The 17,857-nt window shown below is 54.4% G+C and carries 20 protein-coding genes; 15 read left to right on the forward strand and 5 right to left on the reverse strand.

Features of this window, described 5'->3' with window-relative positions:
- Positions 1 to 54 precede the first annotated feature (54 nt).
- Positions 55 to 1,326, reverse strand: coding sequence for an imelysin family protein (locus AC2FLG_RS12045; RefSeq protein ID WP_496700717.1), 1,272 nt, complete (start codon positions 1,324 to 1,326; stop codon positions 55 to 57).
- A gap of 249 nt (positions 1,327 to 1,575) precedes the next feature.
- Between AC2FLG_RS12045 and AC2FLG_RS12050 the strand changes: the two genes are divergently transcribed.
- Positions 1,576 to 2,097, forward strand: coding sequence for a ZrgA family zinc uptake protein (locus AC2FLG_RS12050; protein ID WP_496706352.1), 522 nt, complete (start codon positions 1,576 to 1,578; stop codon positions 2,095 to 2,097).
- 57 nt (positions 2,098 to 2,154) lie between these two features.
- On the opposite strand, the gene AC2FLG_RS12055 is transcribed toward AC2FLG_RS12050, so the two are convergent.
- The 4 genes from AC2FLG_RS12055 to AC2FLG_RS12070 all read right to left on the reverse strand — a co-directional run bounded on the left by AC2FLG_RS12055 (position 2,155) and on the right by AC2FLG_RS12070 (position 4,862).
- Positions 2,155 to 2,691: a bacteriocin fulvocin C-related protein gene (locus tag AC2FLG_RS12055; protein ID WP_496691685.1), complete on the reverse strand. Its 537-nt coding sequence runs from the start codon at positions 2,689 to 2,691 to the stop codon at positions 2,155 to 2,157.
- 284 nt (positions 2,692 to 2,975) lie between these two features.
- A complete protein-coding gene (locus AC2FLG_RS12060; RefSeq protein WP_142635836.1) occupies positions 2,976 to 4,037 on the reverse strand; it encodes a YeeE/YedE family protein in 1,062 nt (353 codons plus the stop codon).
- A gap of 41 nt (positions 4,038 to 4,078) precedes the next feature.
- Complete coding sequence (locus AC2FLG_RS12065) at positions 4,079 to 4,387, reverse strand: ArsR/SmtB family transcription factor (protein ID WP_142635976.1); 309 nt, start codon at positions 4,385 to 4,387, stop codon at positions 4,079 to 4,081.
- Positions 4,388 to 4,487: 100 nt separating this feature from the next.
- Positions 4,488 to 4,862 carry a hypothetical protein gene (locus AC2FLG_RS12070; protein WP_496691683.1) on the reverse strand — a complete coding sequence of 125 codons (375 nt, stop codon included), beginning with the start codon at positions 4,860 to 4,862 and terminating at the stop codon, positions 4,488 to 4,490.
- An 80-nt stretch (positions 4,863 to 4,942) separates the two neighbouring features.
- Here AC2FLG_RS12070 and AC2FLG_RS12075 point away from each other — a divergent pair, with 80 nt between their 5' ends.
- From AC2FLG_RS12075 to AC2FLG_RS12140, 14 genes are all read left to right on the forward strand, one after another.
- Positions 4,943 to 5,683 carry a cytochrome c biogenesis CcdA family protein gene (locus tag AC2FLG_RS12075; protein WP_496701601.1) on the forward strand — a complete coding sequence of 247 codons (741 nt, stop codon included), beginning with the start codon at positions 4,943 to 4,945 and terminating at the stop codon, positions 5,681 to 5,683.
- A gap of 14 nt (positions 5,684 to 5,697) precedes the next feature.
- Positions 5,698 to 6,276, forward strand: a complete 579-nt coding sequence (locus AC2FLG_RS12080) for a thioredoxin family protein (RefSeq protein WP_496688793.1) — start codon at positions 5,698 to 5,700, stop codon at positions 6,274 to 6,276.
- A 131-nt stretch (positions 6,277 to 6,407) separates the two neighbouring features.
- Positions 6,408 to 6,884, forward strand: a complete 477-nt coding sequence (gene soxX, locus AC2FLG_RS12085) for a sulfur oxidation c-type cytochrome SoxX (protein ID WP_142635844.1) — start codon at positions 6,408 to 6,410, stop codon at positions 6,882 to 6,884.
- Positions 6,885 to 6,930: 46 nt separating this feature from the next.
- Positions 6,931 to 7,347 carry a thiosulfate oxidation carrier protein SoxY gene (gene soxY, locus AC2FLG_RS12090; RefSeq protein WP_142635846.1) on the forward strand — a complete coding sequence of 139 codons (417 nt, stop codon included), beginning with the start codon at positions 6,931 to 6,933 and terminating at the stop codon, positions 7,345 to 7,347.
- A 34-nt stretch (positions 7,348 to 7,381) separates the two neighbouring features.
- Positions 7,382 to 7,711 (forward strand): thiosulfate oxidation carrier complex protein SoxZ, encoded by a 330-nt coding sequence (gene soxZ / locus AC2FLG_RS12095; protein ID WP_142635848.1) that lies wholly within the window; start codon positions 7,382 to 7,384, stop codon positions 7,709 to 7,711.
- 70 nt (positions 7,712 to 7,781) lie between these two features.
- Positions 7,782 to 8,627 carry a sulfur oxidation c-type cytochrome SoxA gene (gene soxA / locus AC2FLG_RS12100; RefSeq protein ID WP_496706353.1) on the forward strand — a complete coding sequence of 282 codons (846 nt, stop codon included), beginning with the start codon at positions 7,782 to 7,784 and terminating at the stop codon, positions 8,625 to 8,627.
- An 87-nt stretch (positions 8,628 to 8,714) separates the two neighbouring features.
- Positions 8,715 to 10,412, forward strand: a complete 1,698-nt coding sequence (gene soxB, locus AC2FLG_RS12105; RefSeq protein ID WP_496706355.1) for a thiosulfohydrolase SoxB — start codon at positions 8,715 to 8,717, stop codon at positions 10,410 to 10,412.
- A gap of 24 nt (positions 10,413 to 10,436) precedes the next feature.
- Complete coding sequence (gene soxC, locus AC2FLG_RS12110; protein WP_496706357.1) at positions 10,437 to 11,699, forward strand: sulfite dehydrogenase; 1,263 nt, start codon at positions 10,437 to 10,439, stop codon at positions 11,697 to 11,699.
- Positions 11,683 to 13,008, forward strand: a complete 1,326-nt coding sequence (locus AC2FLG_RS12115; protein WP_271948168.1) for a c-type cytochrome — start codon at positions 11,683 to 11,685, stop codon at positions 13,006 to 13,008. The genes soxC and AC2FLG_RS12115 overlap by 17 nt, the downstream gene beginning before the upstream one ends.
- 2 nt (positions 13,009 to 13,010) lie before the next feature.
- On the forward strand, positions 13,011 to 13,715 hold the full coding sequence (locus AC2FLG_RS12120; protein WP_496700701.1) for a c-type cytochrome: 705 nt from the start codon (positions 13,011 to 13,013) through the stop codon (positions 13,713 to 13,715).
- A 27-nt stretch (positions 13,716 to 13,742) separates the two neighbouring features.
- Positions 13,743 to 15,005 carry an NAD(P)/FAD-dependent oxidoreductase gene (locus tag AC2FLG_RS12125; protein WP_281972435.1) on the forward strand — a complete coding sequence of 421 codons (1,263 nt, stop codon included), beginning with the start codon at positions 13,743 to 13,745 and terminating at the stop codon, positions 15,003 to 15,005.
- A gap of 80 nt (positions 15,006 to 15,085) precedes the next feature.
- On the forward strand, positions 15,086 to 15,520 hold the full coding sequence (locus AC2FLG_RS12130; protein ID WP_142635862.1) for a DUF302 domain-containing protein: 435 nt from the start codon (positions 15,086 to 15,088) through the stop codon (positions 15,518 to 15,520).
- A gap of 1 nt (position 15,521) precedes the next feature.
- Entirely contained in the window at positions 15,522 to 16,745 is a 1,224-nt protein-coding gene (hemA, locus tag AC2FLG_RS12135) for a 5-aminolevulinate synthase (protein WP_496706359.1), read from the forward strand.
- 52 nt (positions 16,746 to 16,797) lie between these two features.
- Complete coding sequence (locus tag AC2FLG_RS12140; RefSeq protein ID WP_496706361.1) at positions 16,798 to 17,856, forward strand: YeeE/YedE family protein; 1,059 nt, start codon at positions 16,798 to 16,800, stop codon at positions 17,854 to 17,856.
- Position 17,857 lies beyond the last annotated feature (1 nt).

Here is a 17,857-nt window from a genome sequence, read left to right on the forward strand (position 1 = left end):
TTAGCCGAAAATAAGTTGGGGGCGGGATAATCCTCCGCCCCCGAACCGCTAGGTTTACTGGAAAACAGCCGTCGGGTTGTCCAGGCTTTCAGAACCTTCGAACTCAATCTGATCGACGTCCAGAATGGTGACGATCCGCTCGATTGTCTTGGTCTGGTCCACCAGCCCGTTCACACCGCCCATGATCAAAACTTCGCCACCTTCGTTGCCGCGTTCCAGCATCTGGTCATAGGCGAACCCGGCCTCGGCTGTGGATTTGATCCGACCCAGCGCCTGCATTGTGTTGGCCAGCTTCAGCTTCATCTCGGCGTCTAGAGATGGGTCGGAGGCAATCACCAAATCCGAAAGCGATGCGCCGCTGACAGGAGTTCCGTCGATGCGGGTATAGCTGCCTAAATAGACGTTCTGAATGCCAAGACCATCATAGTAGTGGCTGTTATGCGTGTTGTCCGAGAAGCAGTCATGCTCTTCCTCGGGATCGTTCAACATCAAGCCAAGACGCATCCGCTCACCGGCCTGCTCACCATAGGACAGCGAGCCCATTCCGGTGAGGATCGCGCTTATTCCTGCGCTCTCATTTTCGGTCAGGGCAGTTCGGGCCGCACCTCCGTCCTGCCATTGGGTCGCCATCCATTCCAAATCGGTGACCAGCAGTTCAGTCACGGCCTCAAGGTACTGGGCGCGGCGGTCACAGTTACCGCCGGTGCAGGCATCACCTTGGGCATAGTCCGTCCATGGACGGCTACCCGCGCCTTCACCGTGGCCGTTCAGGTCCTGGCCCCACAACAGGAACTCAATCGCGTGGTAACCAGTGGCGACGTTGGCCTCGATCCCGTCTGCCTCGTGCAAAGTGCCCGACAGCAGTTCCGGGGTGATGTCGTTGGCATCGATTGGTTCGCCTGAAAGTTCAAAGCTTGGGTTGGCGATGACGTTCAATGCGGCGAACTCATTCTCGTCGCTCGGGCCGCCGTAGGTGGTGTCTACATAGTCGATCAAGCCCTCATCCAGGGGCCATGCGTTCACTTTACCTTCCCAATCATCAACGATCGCATTTCCGAACCGATAAACCTCGGTCTGCTGATAAGGGACGCGGGCCGCAATCCAAGCGGAACGGGCGGCATTCAGTGTTGCGTCGTTTGGTTCGGAAATCAGCGCGGTCACGGCGCGTTGCAGCGATTTGGCTGCAATCAGGCTGTCATCGTACTTCGCCTCGGCGATATTGGCGTAGGTATTCAGAACATCGGCTTTCGATGGGGTCTCGGTTGCAAAAGCAGAGGTGGCGGCCATCAGAGCCACGGCGCTTGTCAGGTTCAGGGGGGTATTCATTGGGGGGTAGTCTTTCTTGTCAGATAACAATGGGTTCGCGCGATGCGACGCTCGACCAATTAACTGATAGAAATAGTCAACTAAGTCAACCTGAGTTTTATAGTCAGGTAAATTGTGAGTGAAAATAGCTCATTCCTACCCAAATCTAGTGGGCTTTGGTGTATTGTGACGCGATTGCGCGAATGTTTTTTCAGTTTAGAGTCGCTTAGTTGATTCTTTTCAGATGGTTCCATGGTCATGAAGTTCTTAGTGTTTGTTTTAACGCTTTTCCCGGTAAACGCGTTGCCTCAGTCCCAGGTTGCAAATCAGCACGAGCATGGGCAGGGCCGATTGGCGGTTTCCTTTTCGGAAGCCGGGATTTCAATTTCCCTTGTGGTTCCCGGTCTTGACGTCCTGGGGTTCGAAGGTCCAGCGGAAACCGAAGGCGATCAGGCCTCGGTCGCCGGAGCCATTTCCGAATTGTCTAACCCGCTTGATCTGTTCAGTTTGCCTGAAGAGGCGGGGTGTTTCACTGTCTCGGCCAATGTCACCCTGTCTGGTGAAGGGTTGGGACCGGTCGTAGACAACGGATCAAATGTGCATACCGAATTCAGGGCAGACTATCAGATGCAGTGCCAGGACATGACGCATCTGGACCACGTCACCTTTCCTTATTTTGACCGCTTTCAACGTGCTGAATCTCTGATTGTTCAGATCGACAAATCCGGGAAGGTTGATCGTCACACCGTGACGCGCGACGCGCCTGATTTAGACCTCAATACTGGCCTGTAATTCGGCAAAGAAAGCAAAGGCTTTGCTGCCAGAATAGGTTGGGCTTTCCTGTGTTCTTCAGCACCAGTTCCCAGTGCAAAGGCCATCGCATGTCTGAAGCCAGAGGACCCCGCATCCAACGTTAGTCTTCTTGCACCCACCGGCAAGACATTCCTGCATTGCCCCACAATCATTGTGCCACCACATACAGGATCTCGAAGACGAACATGTGCAGGTAGGCGGCGCGCCTTTAGCAATTTCGATAATCGGGCTATCGCAAGCATTGTCGCCGAGTTGCTGCGTATATTTATGAAACACCGAGTGATCTGGAAAAACCTTCTCGATCACAGGCGACAACTCATCAAGACGAGAAGTGGCCGTATGGTTCGCTTTGTCTTCCGAGTAGCAGTCAGGATTGAGTAACTCCTGAAGCTCGGAAAGTAATCGGCACTGAGACTTGTCAGACAGTGCCGCAATGCCTTCACTAAGCCGGTCTTGCCACACTGCCGCCTGAACAGCGGCGGGAAGGCAGTCAAAAATTGACTTCTGTTCGGCGATGTTCAATGCAGACAAGCCGATCCGAAATTTTGAGATAGATGATACGGGATTGTACATAGTAGCCCCCTTTTCTAAGGGGCCATCATAACACATTTTTCGTTTGCGCGTTTGTCACGACCTTCTGAGGGCGCAGAGAACAGGCTGAATCAAGGGCTCGATAAGCTTGGTATGTCCTTAGAAGCGAGATCGAGGACGAAGTCGGAAAGAGAGCGTTTTGGCTTGCTTTTGTGATGGCAGAGTCGCCAGCACCATCACAAATTAACCGGGTTTCTTTAGGTCTTGGTGCAGCGCATCAGCTGCACCGGTGCAAACCCGGATTCCCGCTGATTTGAACTGTGAACTCAACGCTCAGTTATGAAGGACAGTCCAGACACGAGCTGTCTCAATCCAAGTGCTGCGCCTGCAAAGATTGCAGCGAATGTTACGGGCGCGCTGTAGGCCAGAAGTGAGAATGCAGATATGCCTTGCCCGACGCTGCAACCAACCGCGATGATCGCACCTGGACCCATAATCGCAGCGCCCAGCATTTGTCGCTTGAGTTCACGTGGATCTTCGCATGCTTCCCATCGGAAATGGCCTTTAGACCACGACCCCAGAAACGCGCCAATGAGAACGCCGGAGACTGATCCGACCGCAAAGGACAAAGTGTTTCCGGACGCAGTCATAAGGTAGAAAATAGTGTCACCCAGGGGTGCCGCGAAGGTATGGGTTTGCACCGGCTCACCATCGAAACCATGTGTCGCAACCCAATTCGTGCCAAGCCAGCCCGAAACGATTGCCAGTCCAACTACAGACCCCCAAAACACCTGTGCCGGAGTGCGGCGGAAGCGATGGCTTGCCAAAGCAAAAAACACCAAAGCCACACCGATAACAGAGCCAATGAGCCAAGCTGGAATAGAGGTCAACCGTTCGGCAAGAAAGCTAATGCTCTGGGGGCCATTGAGATCCATTTCCTCTGGAAAGATCCATACCCGCAGATAGGCGAGGGGTCCGGACATTACGACGTAAGCGGAAAGACCCATGATCAAAACAATAACGAATGATCGAAGGTCACCACCTCCCAGCCTTGCCAGCGCGCCATAGCCGCAGTTACCGCAGATGGCCATTCCGTACCCGAACATGAGGCCCCCCACGATCGAACCGAGGGGGTTCCAGGTCTGTGCAAGATACCTTGTTCCGACAGGGTCAAGTCCCCCCAATGCCATAGCTGTGTGGCTGCCGACAATCGCAACACCGATTGCCATTGCCCACATGCGAAGCCGCCGGTCATCATCCGCGTAAAGGTAGTCTTCGATTGCACCCAACGTGCAAAAACGGCCGATGCGTGCGGCCAATCCTAATACGATGCCACCAATCAAACCGATCAGAGCAACGGTATTTGTGTCTCCCAATGCTTCGAGCATTGCCAGTCTCCTCCCAAAGCTGGCGGCTTTCTGACCGGCTTCTACTTCTCCCTGCAGAAAAGGTCGTAAACGACTTCCAGGATTTGGGTCGAACGATCATCAGCCAATCTGTAGTAGATCGTTTTCCCCTCGCGTCGTGTCTTCACCAATCCCTCGAAGCGTAAGCGGGAGAGTTGTTGAGATACCGCGGCTTGACGCGCTGAGAGCATTTCCTCCATCTGCGTGACCGATTTTTCCCCTGACGACAGATAACACAAAATCATCAGGCGCCCCTCATGGCTGATTGCCTTGAGGAAATTTGACGCGGTCTGAGCATTCTCCATCATTCTGTCCATGTCTTCGGCGCACATGTCCTTGGAGAACACAGGCAGGTTCGAAGATTTGTCCAACAAGATCGCCTCGCTTTCATGGCTTCACGCATTCAAAACAGTTTATGTAATATACCGCAGTTTATCCAGAGGTCTCAATTAGTATCCCAGCGTCACGCAGTAAAACGCCCAACACACCCCAGAAAAAATCTTCACCGGGATAGCCTTCGATTCGTCCGACCTCTCGGCCATTGTCCAACAGAACAAAGGTTGGTGTGTAGTAGAGAGGCCGTTCCAATGTGATGTCGTCAGGCATGGCTGCGCGGATATCGACACGCCGAAGCGGTGCTGCATTTCCTTCGGGTGTCTTAGGGTAGATTTCTGAAATTTCGGAGTCCCAGCGGGCGCACCACATGCACCCATCTTCTTCTGCCATCAGAAGTGTCATTTCGGCCCGTAAAGCCACGGGAAAAACAAGCAACGTGATCGCAAGCAAACGTAGGATTAGGTGGCGCATCCAAAGCTCCGATTGACCGCAGTGATATATCTTTATAATTTTGAATGTGTGAATAATAGCGCGTCAGGACAGGTTTGACCATGCTCGACATTACTTTTGCAGGAGCTTTGGTCGCCGGACTTTTGTCCTTTCTGTCGCCTTGCATCCTGCCAATTGTGCCGTTTTACCTTAGTTATCTGGCTGGTGTCGGGATGGAGCAGATTTCTGCGACATCCGCTATTTCCGGCGAGGTTCGCCGCCGGGCAACGCTTGCTGCAATCGCATTTGCGGCAGGAATCATAACCATCTTTATGGCTCTCGGGGCCACGGCTTCGATATTTGGTCAGCTGGTACGAGAATACTTCGATATTCTGCGTTGGATTGCTGCAGCCATCATCATAGCGATGGGCCTGCATTTCCTGGGGTTAATTCGCATCGGGTTCCTGTATCGGCAGTTACGTGCAGATATTGGCGAGACATCAAACGTGAGCCTCGCTGGGGCATATGTACTTGGATTGGCATTTGCTTTTGGCTGGACGCCCTGTGTTGGGCCGGTGCTCGCTGCAATCCTGTTTACAGCGGCCGGAACTGAAACGGCTTGGCGGGGCGCGGGGCTTCTGTTCGTTTACGGGGTTGGAATGACTGCACCGTTTGTTCTGGCGGCCTTTTTGGTTCGCCCCTTCATGCAATGGATGGTGCGGTTCAGGAAGCACTTGCCGCAGATCGAAATGGCAATGGGGGGGCTGTTGATCCTGTTCGGGGTCCTGATCGCAACCAACTCGATCAATCACATAGCACAATGGATGCTGGACTATATGCCCTGGCTTGCGGCCATTGGTTAATCCGGGAGGAAGACATGAAACGCACTTTGTCAGTTTTGATCGCATGCATGATAGGGGCTGCAGTCTCTGCTGCTGATCTGGGCGACGATGGATTGCATAAAACACCGTGGATGCGTGATACGTTCAAAGATCTTCGCGAGGATCTTGAAGAGGCGTCAGGTGAAGGTAAGCGGTTGGTTTTGTTCATTGAACAACGGGGCTGCATCTACTGTAAAAAGATGCACGAAGAGGTTTTCCCGCAGCCCGACCTGGCGGCGTTTATCGAAGAGAACTTTTTTGTCGTCCAGCTGGATTTGCATGGAAGCACCACGGCCACTGATTTTGACGGAGAAGAGAGTGAGCAAAGAGCGCTGATGCGCAAATGGGGGATTCTGTTTACCCCAACGCTTGTTTTTCTGCCGGAAGAGGTGCCCGAGGCTGCCTCAGCCATCGATGCTGCCGTTGCTGTAATGCCGGGAGCATTCTCCAAGGGAACAACCTTAGACCTTTTCACCTGGGTCGATCAGAAGCGATATGAACTTGATAATGGCGAAGATTTCCAAAGGTATCACGCGCGGCGCATTCAGGAGCGAAACAATATTTCGCAGGAGTGAGATTGGACGTTACAGATAAAAAAATTCATTATGATGAATTTGATGTTGCGATGAACCATGTTCGTCGACTACGGTGCACAAAGTCTTTGGGTCGCAAAGCGCCACAGGCGCGGTAGCAAATGGGAGGGATCATGAAGCTGAGACTCTTAACACTGGCATCCGCTATGATGGGCGTTGCCGCATTTGCCGAAGAGACAAGTCCGAAAGACGTACCCTATGACGACTATGGTGCAATCGAGGTCTCTCTGACCGATGTTAATGGTGACGCGGCAAACGGTGCACTCATCGTTGGCGACAAGTCCAAAGGCAATTGCGTGGCATGCCACGCGGTCTCAGCTTTGGCGGACATTCCGTTCCATGGTGAGGTTGGCCCGATGCTGGATGGCGCCGGTGATCGTTGGACCGAAGCAGAGCTTCGCGGTTTAGTCGCAAACGCAAAAATGACGTTCGAAGGCACGGTAATGCCGGCGTTCTACAAGGATGACGGTTATATCCGGCCAGGCGATGCCTATACGGGCAAAGCGCCAACGGCGCCTCTAACGACGATCCTGACTGCACAGGAAATTGAGGACGTGGTCGCGTTTCTAGCGACACTGAAAGAGGAATAATCTCGCCTTCTGGCGTGGCTTTTCGAAGATTCAAAGGAGATTGAAAATGGAACTCTCTCGCCGCGAGACTCTGGCCCTTGGGCTGGGCGCCGCGTTCCTGACAATTATGCCGCTACGAGCGAATGCAGCTGCTGAAGATGCGATCTCCGCATTTTCAGGCGGGGCAGATGTGGCTGATGGCGGTGTTACACTGACGGCACCGGAAATCGCGGAAAACGGAAACACCGTACCAATCGAAGTCAGTGCTCCGGGCGCAGCTGCAATTCTGATCGTGGCCGCAGGCAACCCCGAACCGGGCGTGGCAACGTTCAATTTCGGCCCGCTGGCTGCTGAACAAGCCGCTTCAACCCGCATCCGTCTTGCCGGAACGCAGGATGTCATTGCTGTGGCGAAGATGGCAGATGGCAGTTTTGCCAAAGCGTCCGCGACCGTAAAAGTGACAATCGGCGGTTGCGGCGGTTAATCGCCACGCGCCCTGAAGAACAGGAGATTAACCAATGGCATCCGGTGTAAAGCCCCGCGTCAAGGTTCCAAAGACAGCCGCTGCTGGCGAAGCTGTTACGATCAAGACTCTGATCAGCCACAAGATGGAAAGCGGCCAGCGCAAGGATAAAGAAGGCAACGTCATCCCGCGCTCGATCATCAACCGTTTCACCTGCGAGTTTAACGGTGAAATGGTGATTGATGTGACTATGGAGCCTGCGATTTCGACAAATCCGTACTTCCAGTTCGAAGCAACCGTGCCCGAGGCCGGTGAGTTTGTCTTCACCTGGTACGATGATGATGGCTCAGTTTACGACGAGAAGAAAACGATCGAGATCGCCTGACGGCTCGACCACTAAGGAAGGCTAGCGCTGGTTGTGATTTCTGGCGCTGGCCCACCAAGGGAGGAACGTAATGAATACCAAGGCACTTACGGCGATCGCGGCTGTTCTGGCTTTCCCAATGGCAGCAATGGCTGGACCGGACGAAGATAATCTTGTGATCAATGACGAGCTGAATATGACCTCGGTCACCGAGGCCTCGGCGCATCTGGAGAATTTGGACACGATCTATTCGGGTTGGCATTTCCGCACAGATGAAACTCAGGCACTGCAGATTGATGATTTTGACAATCCGGCAATGATCTTCGTCGATCAGGCAGCCGACCTCTATGAGGCAGTTGATGGTGCTGCAGGTGAAAGTTGTGCCTCGTGCCATGATGGAGTGGAAAGCTTCAAAGGATTGCAGGCGTCCATGCCCAAGGTCGATGCTGAAAGCGGCGAGCTGGTGGTTATGGAAGATCTGATCAACAAGTGCCGTACCGATCGCATGGAGGCCGATGCCTGGAAATGGTCTGGTGGTGACATGCAGGGTATGGTCGCATTGATCGGTCTGCAGTCACGCGGGATGCCCATGAACGTTGCTATTGATGGTGATGCCGCGCCATTCTGGGAAGAGGGCAAGGAAATCTATTATACCCGCTACGGTCAGTTGGAACTGAGCTGCGCCAACTGTCATGAAGAAAACTGGGGCAATATGATCCGAGCGGATCACCTGAGCCAGGGTATGATAAATGGATTCCCTACCTATCGTTTGAAGCAGGCCAAACTGATCTCGCGCCACAATCGGTTCCGCGGTTGTATTCGCGATACGCGTGCGGAAACCTTTGCCGAAGGGTCGGACGAGTTCCGGGCACTGGAGCTCTATGTCGCTTCGCGTGGCAACGGGCTTTCAGTCGAAACCCCAGCTGTACGTCAATAACGAATGACCCGCTTGGGCAATGCCCGGAGCGGGTTTTTCACTTATATAACATTCACACATTTATATGTGTAATAGGAAAGTTGATAGATGATTTCTCGACGTGACTTCTTGCAGGTTTCAATGGCGGCCTCGGCTCTGTTCGGAGCGTCCGGGTTTGGCAACTGGGCCAGACTTGCTGCGCAGCAAAGTCTAACGCAGGATCAACTGCTAGAGTTCGAGAACTTTGGCAATATCAGCCTGATTCATGTCACCGACATTCACGCGCAACTCAAACCAATTTATTTCCGTGAACCCGAAGTCAATCTTGGTATTGGCGATGCAAGAGGACAGATGCCGCATGTTACTGGCGCCGCGTTCCGCAAGGCATACGGGATAGAAGATGGAAGCCCGTCGGCCTATGCGCTGACCTACACCGATTTTGAGTCACTGGCCAAGACCTACGGTCGGGTGGGTGGCTTGGATCGGGTCTCAACTGTCATCAACGCCATTCGAGCGGACCGTCCTGATGCGTTGCTTCTTGACGGGGGTGATACTTGGCACGGTTCTTACACCTGCTATCAGACGGCCGGTCAGGACATGGTCAACGTCATGAATGCGCTGAAACCCGATGCGATGACTTTCCATTGGGAGTTCACGTTGGGCAGTGACCGGGTCAATGAGATTGTCGAAGGTTTGCCTTTTGCCGCCTTGGGGCAGAACATTTTTGATGCGGAATGGGATGAGCCCGCAGAGATGTTCAAGCCCTACAAGTTCTTTGATCGGGGCGGTTCCAAGATTGCGGTGATCGGACAGGCCTTCCCTTACATGCCGATTGCAAATCCGGGATGGATGTTCCCCGAATACTCGTTTGGGATCCGGGATGAGAACATGCAGGCAATGGTGGACGAAGTTCGCGATGCCGGCGCCGATGTCGTTGTTGTTCTAAGCCATAACGGCTTTGATGTGGATAAGAAGATGGCGGGTCGTGTTCTGGGGATAGACGTTATCCTCAGTGGCCACACCCATGACGCGCTGCCCGAGCCGGTTCTGGTGGGTAAAACGCATATCATCGCCTCTGGATCGAACGGCAAATTCGTCAGCCGTGTGGATCTCGACGTGCGGGATGGGCAGATGTTGGGGCTAAAGCACAAGCTTATCCCGATTTTCTCTGATGTTATTGCACCAGATCCTGCGATCACTGCTCTGATAAATGATCAGCGCGCGCCTTATGAGGCGGCGCTGAGTGAGGTTATCGGCAAAACGGACTCGTTGCTGTACCGCCGCGGCAATTTCAACGGCACTTGGGATGACCTGATCTGCGATGCTCTGATCAATGAGCGTGAGGCAGATATCGCAATGTCGCCCGGCGTCCGTTGGGGGCCGTCAATCCTTCCGGGACAGGAAATAACGCGCGAGGATATTTGGAACGTCACCTCGATGTCCTATCCGAACGCCTATCGCACAGAAATGACCGGGGAGTTCATCCATGTCATCCTGGAAGATGTCGGCGACAATCTGTTCAATCCCGACCCCTATTACCAGCAGGGTGGCGACATGGTCCGCGTTGGCGGGCTGGGCTATCGGATCGACGTAACCAAGCCGCAGGGGCAGAGGATCAGCGACATGACGCTGTTGAAAACCGGTGAGGCGATCGACCCGGCCAAGTCCTATGTCGTGGCCGGTTGGGCCAGCGTCAACGAAGGCACCGAGGGCCCGCCGATTTGGGATGTCGTCGAAAACCATGTTCGCAACCTTGGCACCGTAACGGTGCAAGAGAACACCAGTGTCGAAGTAATCGGCGCTTAAGAAACCGATGGAGACCTAAGAGATATGGATGACGCGTTCAAACCGTCCCGCCGGGCCTTCCTGAAAGGCAGTGCCGCGGTCGCCGCAGGATCCGTTGCAGGTGCGGCAGCGGCAGAAACACCCGACCCACTGATAACAGAGCTTCAGGATTGGGCATCTTATACGGGGGCAGGTGTTGATGAGACGCCTTATGGCATGCCGATCAGCTTTGAATCCCATGTCGTGCGCCGCAATGTGGAATGGCTGACCGCCTCTCCGATTTCGTCGATCAACTTCACGCCGATCCACGCGCTCGATGGCACGATCACTCCGCAGGGATGCGCCTTTGAGCGTCACCATTCAGGCGCGATCGAGCTGCGCAAGGAGGACTACCGCCTGATGATCAACGGGCTGGTTGATCGCCCGCTTGTCTTTACATACGAAGACATTGAGCGGTTCCCGCGCGAAAACCACGTGTATTTCTGCGAATGTGCGGCGAACACGGGTATGGAGTGGGCCGGTGCGCAACTTAACGGCGTCCAATTTACTCATGGTATGATTCACAACATGGAATACACCGGTGTTCCGCTGCGCGCGCTGTTGCAGGAAGCAGGTGCCGACATCTCACCTGACAAATGGGTCTATGTTGAGGGCGCAGATGCGTCGTCCAATGGCCGCTCTATCCCGATGGAAAAAGCGCTGGATGACGTGTTGGTTGCATTCAAGGCGAATGGCGAAGCGCTGCGGATGGAGCATGGGTACCCTGTGCGTCTCGTGGTGCCGGGTTGGGAAGGCAACATGTGGGTCAAGTGGCTGCGCCGGATCGAGGTTGTTGATATGGCGGTCGAAAGCCGCGAAGAAACATCAAAATACACCGATGTTTACGTCGATGGCACGGCCCAGAAATGGACTTGGGTGATGGATGCTAAATCTGTCATCACCTCACCCAGCCCGCAAATGCCGATCAAACACGGACCGGGTCCGCTGGTCATTTCCGGGCTTGCCTGGTCAGGCCACGGACAAATTACACGGGTCGATGTGTCAAAGGACGGTGGAATCACATGGGAGACAGCGCGTCTTGGTAAGCAGGGCGACACCAAGGCTCTTACACGTTTCTATCTCGATACGAACTGGGACGGGACGCCAATGCTCTTGCAGGCCCGGGCGATAGACGAGACCGGTTATGTGCAACCAACCAAAGACCAGTTGCGTGAAAAACGCGGAGAAAACTCGGTCTACCACAACAACTGTATCCAGACTTGGTACGTGAGCGCAGAAGGGATCGCCGAGAATGTTGAAGTCTCTTAGTCATGTTTTCCTGCCCGTATTTGGCGGTACGGCGTTGGTGCTTGCGGTAGCTGTGTCTTTCGCGAACCGGAACTACGGCCACTCGAAGATAGAGACATTGGAAACCCGGATAGGGCAGGTTGAGGCGCATGCAGCAGTTGCCCAGGGGAATGCGGAAGCAGAATCCAAACGAGCAGCCGAACTGGAGATCAAAGTCGAAGAAATCCAGGCAGCGGCGGCAGAACGGGTCGCCAATGGTGCGAACTTGACCGCATCCGCGCCCATCCGTGAGAGTAGCCTTGGGCTTGGGCGGTCGGCACTGAAGGAAGAGATCGCGGCCTGGGACGTTGATGTCTTGCCTGATGGGCGTGGCCTACCCGTAGGTTCAGGCGACGTCTGGACCGGAGAAGAGGTGTTTGTGGCCCGCTGTGCGTCGTGCCACGGTGAATTTGCCGAAGGTGCAGATAACTGGCCTGTTCTGGCCGGTGGGTTTGACACGCTTGCAGACGAAGATCCTGTAAAAACCGTTGGGTCATATTGGCCACATTTGTCGACTGCCTGGGATTACATTTCCCGCTCAATGCCCTTTGGTGAAGCGGGCACGCTGACAGCGGATGAGACCTACGCAATTGTCGCATACATCCTCTACTCCAATGATTTGGTGGATGACGATTTCGAGCTAAACAACGAAAACTTCGCCGAGTTCAAAATGTACAATATGGACGGTTTCGTAGTCGATGTACGACCCGAGACCGAATACACTGAATGGCGCGAAGAGCCTTGCATGGAGAACTGCAAGGCAGAGGCCGCCGTCACGATGCGTTCTGTTTTTCTGGTTGAGACTCCCGCGGAGGGTGGTTCGAACTCGGTCATGAATAATGCCAGCCCGGATGAGTTGCCGGCGTTTTCGGCGAAAGGCCCCTCGTTCATTCCAACTGCAGCGCCAAAGCCTGATGAAGAGGCCGCAGTCATACCGGCCGCTCAAGAAACCGAAGTGACAGACGAGGTTACAGAACTGGCTGCTGCCGGAGAGAAAGTCTTTAAGAAGTGTAAATCCTGCCATCAAATTGGTGAAGGTGCAAAGCACAGCACTGGGCCTGCTCTGAACGGGGTAATCGGAGCTAATGCTGGATCGGTCGAGGGCTTCAAATACTCCAAAGCGATGCAGGCGTCTGCGGAGGCAGGACTAGTCTGGACCGATGAAGAAATGACTGCCTTTCTTACGAAGCCCAAGGAATACATGAAAGGCACAAGGATGTCTTTTGCAGGTCTCAGAAAACAGGACGATATCGAAGCTTTGATCATCTATCTTAAGACGTTTGGAAGTTGACGATGCGTTTGTCGAACGCGCTTGTCTGTGCCGCGTTCTTTGGGGCTACTGCTTCATCGACCTACGCTGCAGAAGACCTTGGCGATGCTGAGGCAGGGAAAGCTGTGTTTGCCAAATGCAAAGGCTGTCATCAGGTTGGAAAGGGGGCCGAAAACAAAATCGGTCCGCATCTGAATGGGATTTTTGGGCGCAGGGCAGCTGGTCTGGATGGCTTTAGCTATTCCAAAAGCCTTGCGCGCGCGGGTAGCTCGGGTCTGGAGTGGCACGCTGACACACTGTCTGCGTACATCGAAAACCCACGTGCATTCGCGTCAGGCACCAGGATGAGTTTTGGTGGCCTGAAAGACCCGGAAGACCGCGCCAACGTGATCGCCTATTTGCGGGATTTTTCCGACAATCCTCAGGACATCCCAGAAGCGGACCCGACGGCGAAGGGCACGGATCATTCTATCGACCCCGCGATCTTGGCGATTCAAGGAGATCCTGAGTACGGCGCATATCTCAGCAGCGAATGTACAACGTGCCATCAGATCGACGGAGGCGATGAGGGCATTCCCTCGATCGTGTACTGGCCTGACGAAGACTTCGTGGTCGCCATGCACGCATATAAAGACAAACAGCGGCCACACCCGGTCATGCGAATGATTGCCGGACGGCTGAGCAATGACGAGATCGCGGCATTGGCTGCCTACTTCAATAATCCATAGTGACTGTGTCCAAGAGGAGGAAACGCGATGACGCTAAATAGACGAGTATTTCTTGGAGCCGCCGGGGTGGTAGCAGCCGGTTTATCGGCACCGATGGTGTTGGCGCAAGGCAAACCACGTGTGGTAATTGTCGGCGGCGGTGCAGGCGGTGCAACTGCTGCGCGCTACATCGCAAAAGACAGCAGGGGTGAGATCGACGTAACGTTGATCGAGCCGTCGCGGACCTATTACACCTGTTTCTTCTCAAACCTGTATCTGGGAGGGTTTCAGGAGCTTTCGGACATTGCCCACAGCTATGGCACGCTTGCCGCGAACTACGGCATCAACGTGGTGCATGATTGGGCCACAGGGGTGGATCGCGATGCCAAGACGGTGTCCTTGGCAGGTGGCGGGTCTGTTCCATATGACAAGCTGATCCTGAGCCCGGGTATCGACTTTGTTGATGGTGCGGTCGAGGGCTGGGACGTCTCGGCGCAAAATAAAATGCCGCATGCGTACAAGGCTGGATCTCAGACCGAGCTTCTCAAGGCGCAGATCATGGCAATGCCCGAAGGCGGTACATTTGCAATGGTCGCGCCACCGAATCCGTACCGTTGCCCGCCCGGACCGTATGAGCGGGTTTCAATGGTTGCGCATGTTCTTAAGGCGAACAACCCGACAGCAAAGATCATCGTTGCTGACCCGAAACCGAAGTTTTCCAAGATGTCATTGTTCCAAGAGGGATGGGCCAACCACTACGAAGGAATGGTTGACTGGATCGGCGAAGATTTCGGCGGCGGCAATGTCGCCGTAAACCCGGATGCAATGACCGTTACTATCGACGGCGAAGAAACCAAGGTCGATGTCTGCAACGTGATCCCAGCGATGAAAGCCGGACGCATTGCGGAAATGGCAGGGGTGACCGATGGCAACTGGGCACCCGTGAACGCCGCGGATATGTCCTCCAAAGCCGACCTGGATATCTACGTTCTTGGTGACGCCAGCCAACAGGGTGACATGCCCAAATCCGGCTTCTCGGCCAACAGTCAGGCGAAAGTCTGTGCGAATGCCGTGCGAGGTGCGTTGACCGGGTCCAAAGTGTTTCCGGCCAAGTTCTCCAACACGTGCTGGTCGCTCATCGACACCGATGATGGCGTCAAGGTTGGCGCAACTTACGAAGCGACTCCCGAAAAGATTGCCAAAGTGGACGGCTTTATCAGCCAGACCGGCGAAGATGCGGACTTGAGAAAAGCAACTTATGAAGAGTCGCTGGGTTGGTACGCTGGTATCACTTCAGACATGTTCGGTTAAGGTATTCAGGGGCTTTGACTGGTGTCAAAGACCCTGATGAGCAATCTGAGAAGATGCGGCTCAAGAGGAGGATTAAAATCATGAAACACTTTATCGCTGTAGCCGCGTTTTCCACTGTTCTGGTGAGCCATGCCTTTGCGGAAGAGATCATCACCGCCCCATTTGACGGCAGTTTTGATGATGCAACCTTCGCCGTCGAGTCCGCGATTGTCGGACAGGGACTGGTCATCGACCATGTAAGCCACGTAGGCGACATGTTGAATCGCACGGGCGCTGATGTCGGCAGTGACAAGCAGATATTTGCGGCCGCAGACATCTTCATTTTCTGCTCGGCAAAAATTTCGCGCGAGGTGATGGAAGCCGACCCTATGAATATCGGCTTCTGCCCCTACGGGATTTTTGTAGCCGAGGACGACAGTGGCGTGATGGTGGGATATCGAGGCTACCCTGACGGGCCAATGCAAAAGGTTCAGACCCTGTTATCCGAGATCGTCGAAGAGGCCGTAGGGAATTGAAATGAACTATCAGCAGTTTTTTCGTGATCAACTGGACCAGCTTCAAGAGGAAGGGAACTATAGGGTCTTTGCGGATCTCGGAAGGCAGTGCGGTGCATTCCCGACCGCGCGCAATTACGCAGAAGACGGTCCCGAAAAAGTCACTGTCTGGTGCTCAAATGATTATCTTGGCATGGGTCAACACCCCTGCATTCTTGCAGCAATGCACCATGCGATTGATGAGTGTGGTGCCGGGGCGGGTGGTACGCGGAATATCTCTGGAACCACTCACGAGCACGTTTTGCTGGAACAGGAACTTGCCGACTTGCACTGCAAAGAGGCGGCATTGCTATTTACGTCCGGCTACGTCTCAAACTGGGCGGCTTTGGGAACTTTGGCCTCCCGCATTCCTGGTATCACCGTACTGTCAGACGAGTTGAACCATGCCTCGATGATTGAGGGAATTCGCCACAGCCGTTGTCAAAAGCGGATCTGGAAGCACAATGACATTGCAGACCTTGAAAGGCAGCTTGCTGACATACCAGCCAACGCACCAAAGCTCATTGCGTTCGAAAGCGTCTATTCCATGGATGGTGATATAGCGCCAGTTGCCGAGATCTGTGATCTGGCGGATCGCTATGGCGCGATGACCTATTTGGATGAGGTTCACGCCGTAGGGCTTTATGGACCGCGCGGCGGTGGCATCGCCGAACGTGAAGGCCTGATGGATCGCCTAACCGTTATCGAGGGGACATTAGGCAAAGCCTTCGGTGTCGTCGGTGGATACATCGCGGCGTCGAAAGAGCTTGTGGACTTCGTCCGGTCCTTTGCCAGCGGGTTTATCTTTACCACTGCATTGCCTCCGGCCGTAGCTGCAGGTGCGGCAGCCTCGGTTCGGCACCTGAAGCAAAGCAATGCGGAACGATATCTGCACCAGCAGCGAGTGCGCGAAGTTCGAGGCAGGCTGGACGAACTGAGTATTCCCCATACTCCGAACCCAAGTCACATCATTCCGGTCATGGTCGGCGATCCGGTTAAGTGTCGCTTCATCTCTGATGTACTGATGCGTGACTATGGAATTTACATCCAGCCGATCAACTATCCAACCGTTCCCAAGGGAACGGAGCGTCTACGGATTACACCGTCGCCGGTGCATTCTACTGAAGACGTGGATCGACTGGTATCTGCATTGGGTGAGTTGTGGACGCAATGCCAGTTGGCGCGCAGGCCAATGGTCGCGCAATGACAACTTGACCGAAGACAAGGATGCACACGTTACGAAGTGAGAGTTTCTGTTGATGGAGAGACTCATCGATCTGTTGGGAGACTCTGGTGCCTTGGCATCTGCCGGAGTGCTCGTCGGTATCTTGTTCGGCGTGACGGCTCAGAAGTCTCACTTTTGTTTAAGAGCGTCGGCAGTCGAAGTCGCCGAAGGCGAGCTAGGTCCCCGCTTGGCGGTTTGGCTGATCGCCTTCACCACTGCGCTCGCCTTGGTACAGGCGCTTATCGCGTTTGAGTGGCTAGACCTGTCCGAGACACGTGCAATCGCGTCGACAGGTAGCCTGAGCGGCGCGGTAATCGGTGGAGCGATGTTCGGCGCAGGCATGGTTCTGGCGCGTGGATGTGCATCTCGCCTTTTGGTATTAGCCTCCTGCGGTAATTTGCGCGCCCTGGTTACGGGATTGGTTTTGACCTTAGTGGCTCAAGCCGCCTACACAGGTGTTCTTAGTCCCGCCCGCGAGTTGCTGTCTGGTATCTGGGCTGTCCCAGGAGGCGCGCCGCGTGATCTTTCAGAAATACTTGGGCTCTCGCCAACGGTTTATACAGCCGTTGCAGCGTTGGGATTGGTGTCGGCCATTGTCTTTGCGTCCCACCGGAAAGTCGCGCCTATAAGGATCATAGCGGCCGCAGGAGTTGGCCTGGCTGTGGCGCTCGGCTGGTTGATAACATTTGCCATCGCGCAAGCATCTTTTGAAGTCGTGCCTGTGTCTTCTGTCACCTTTACCGGACCGGCCACGGACACACTAATGGCGTTGGTTGCGAGTCGAAACGTTGTGTTGTCCTTCGGTATCGGCCTTGTCCCAGGCGTAGTAATTGGCGCGGCAGGCTCAGCCTTGACTGCAGGGGAGTGGAGGATCGAACGATTTGGCTCGGATACTCCGATGGAACGCTACCTCGTAGGGGCTGTTCTCATGGGGTTTGGGGCCATGCTGGCGGGAGGTTGCGCGGTGGGTGCCGGGCTTTCAGGAGGGTCCGCCCTGTCATTGACCGCATGGGTTGCCGTATTTTTCATGTGGGTCGGGGCGATCAGCACGCATAGACTATTGATGCTAATCCCTGTTCCGCGACATTCCTGAG

The organism is Ruegeria sp. CDSA193 (assembly GCF_059611885.1).

Excerpts from the sequence above, each read along its gene's own strand:
- soxB (WP_496706355.1), top strand. The coding sequence starts at position 8,715 with ATGATTTCTCGACGTGACTTCTTGCAGGTTTCAATGGCGGCCTCGGCT.
- hemA (WP_496706359.1), top strand. The coding sequence starts at position 15,522 with ATGAACTATCAGCAGTTTTTTCGTGATCAACTGGACCAGCTTCAAGAG.
- AC2FLG_RS12120 (WP_496700701.1), top strand. The coding sequence starts at position 13,011 with ATGCGTTTGTCGAACGCGCTTGTCTGTGCCGCGTTCTTTGGGGCTACT.
- AC2FLG_RS12070 (WP_496691683.1), bottom strand. The coding sequence starts at position 4,862 with ATGCGCCACCTAATCCTACGTTTGCTTGCGATCACGTTGCTTGTTTTT.
- AC2FLG_RS12125 (WP_281972435.1), top strand. The coding sequence starts at position 13,743 with ATGACGCTAAATAGACGAGTATTTCTTGGAGCCGCCGGGGTGGTAGCA.
- AC2FLG_RS12115 (WP_271948168.1), top strand. The coding sequence starts at position 11,683 with ATGTTGAAGTCTCTTAGTCATGTTTTCCTGCCCGTATTTGGCGGTACG.
- AC2FLG_RS12045 (WP_496700717.1), bottom strand. The coding sequence starts at position 1,326 with ATGAATACCCCCCTGAACCTGACAAGCGCCGTGGCTCTGATGGCCGCC.
- AC2FLG_RS12080 (WP_496688793.1), top strand. The coding sequence starts at position 5,698 with ATGAAACGCACTTTGTCAGTTTTGATCGCATGCATGATAGGGGCTGCA.
- soxC (WP_496706357.1), top strand. The coding sequence starts at position 10,437 with ATGGATGACGCGTTCAAACCGTCCCGCCGGGCCTTCCTGAAAGGCAGT.
- AC2FLG_RS12130 (WP_142635862.1), top strand. The coding sequence starts at position 15,086 with ATGAAACACTTTATCGCTGTAGCCGCGTTTTCCACTGTTCTGGTGAGC.
- AC2FLG_RS12075 (WP_496701601.1), top strand. The coding sequence starts at position 4,943 with ATGCTCGACATTACTTTTGCAGGAGCTTTGGTCGCCGGACTTTTGTCC.
- AC2FLG_RS12055 (WP_496691685.1), bottom strand. The coding sequence starts at position 2,691 with ATGTACAATCCCGTATCATCTATCTCAAAATTTCGGATCGGCTTGTCT.
- soxA (WP_496706353.1), top strand. The coding sequence starts at position 7,782 with ATGAATACCAAGGCACTTACGGCGATCGCGGCTGTTCTGGCTTTCCCA.
- AC2FLG_RS12060 (WP_142635836.1), bottom strand. The coding sequence starts at position 4,037 with ATGCTCGAAGCATTGGGAGACACAAATACCGTTGCTCTGATCGGTTTG.
- AC2FLG_RS12065 (WP_142635976.1), bottom strand. The coding sequence starts at position 4,387 with ATGTGCGCCGAAGACATGGACAGAATGATGGAGAATGCTCAGACCGCG.
- soxZ (WP_142635848.1), top strand. The coding sequence starts at position 7,382 with ATGGCATCCGGTGTAAAGCCCCGCGTCAAGGTTCCAAAGACAGCCGCT.
- soxY (WP_142635846.1), top strand. The coding sequence starts at position 6,931 with ATGGAACTCTCTCGCCGCGAGACTCTGGCCCTTGGGCTGGGCGCCGCG.
- AC2FLG_RS12140 (WP_496706361.1), top strand. The coding sequence starts at position 16,798 with ATGGAGAGACTCATCGATCTGTTGGGAGACTCTGGTGCCTTGGCATCT.
- soxX (WP_142635844.1), top strand. The coding sequence starts at position 6,408 with ATGAAGCTGAGACTCTTAACACTGGCATCCGCTATGATGGGCGTTGCC.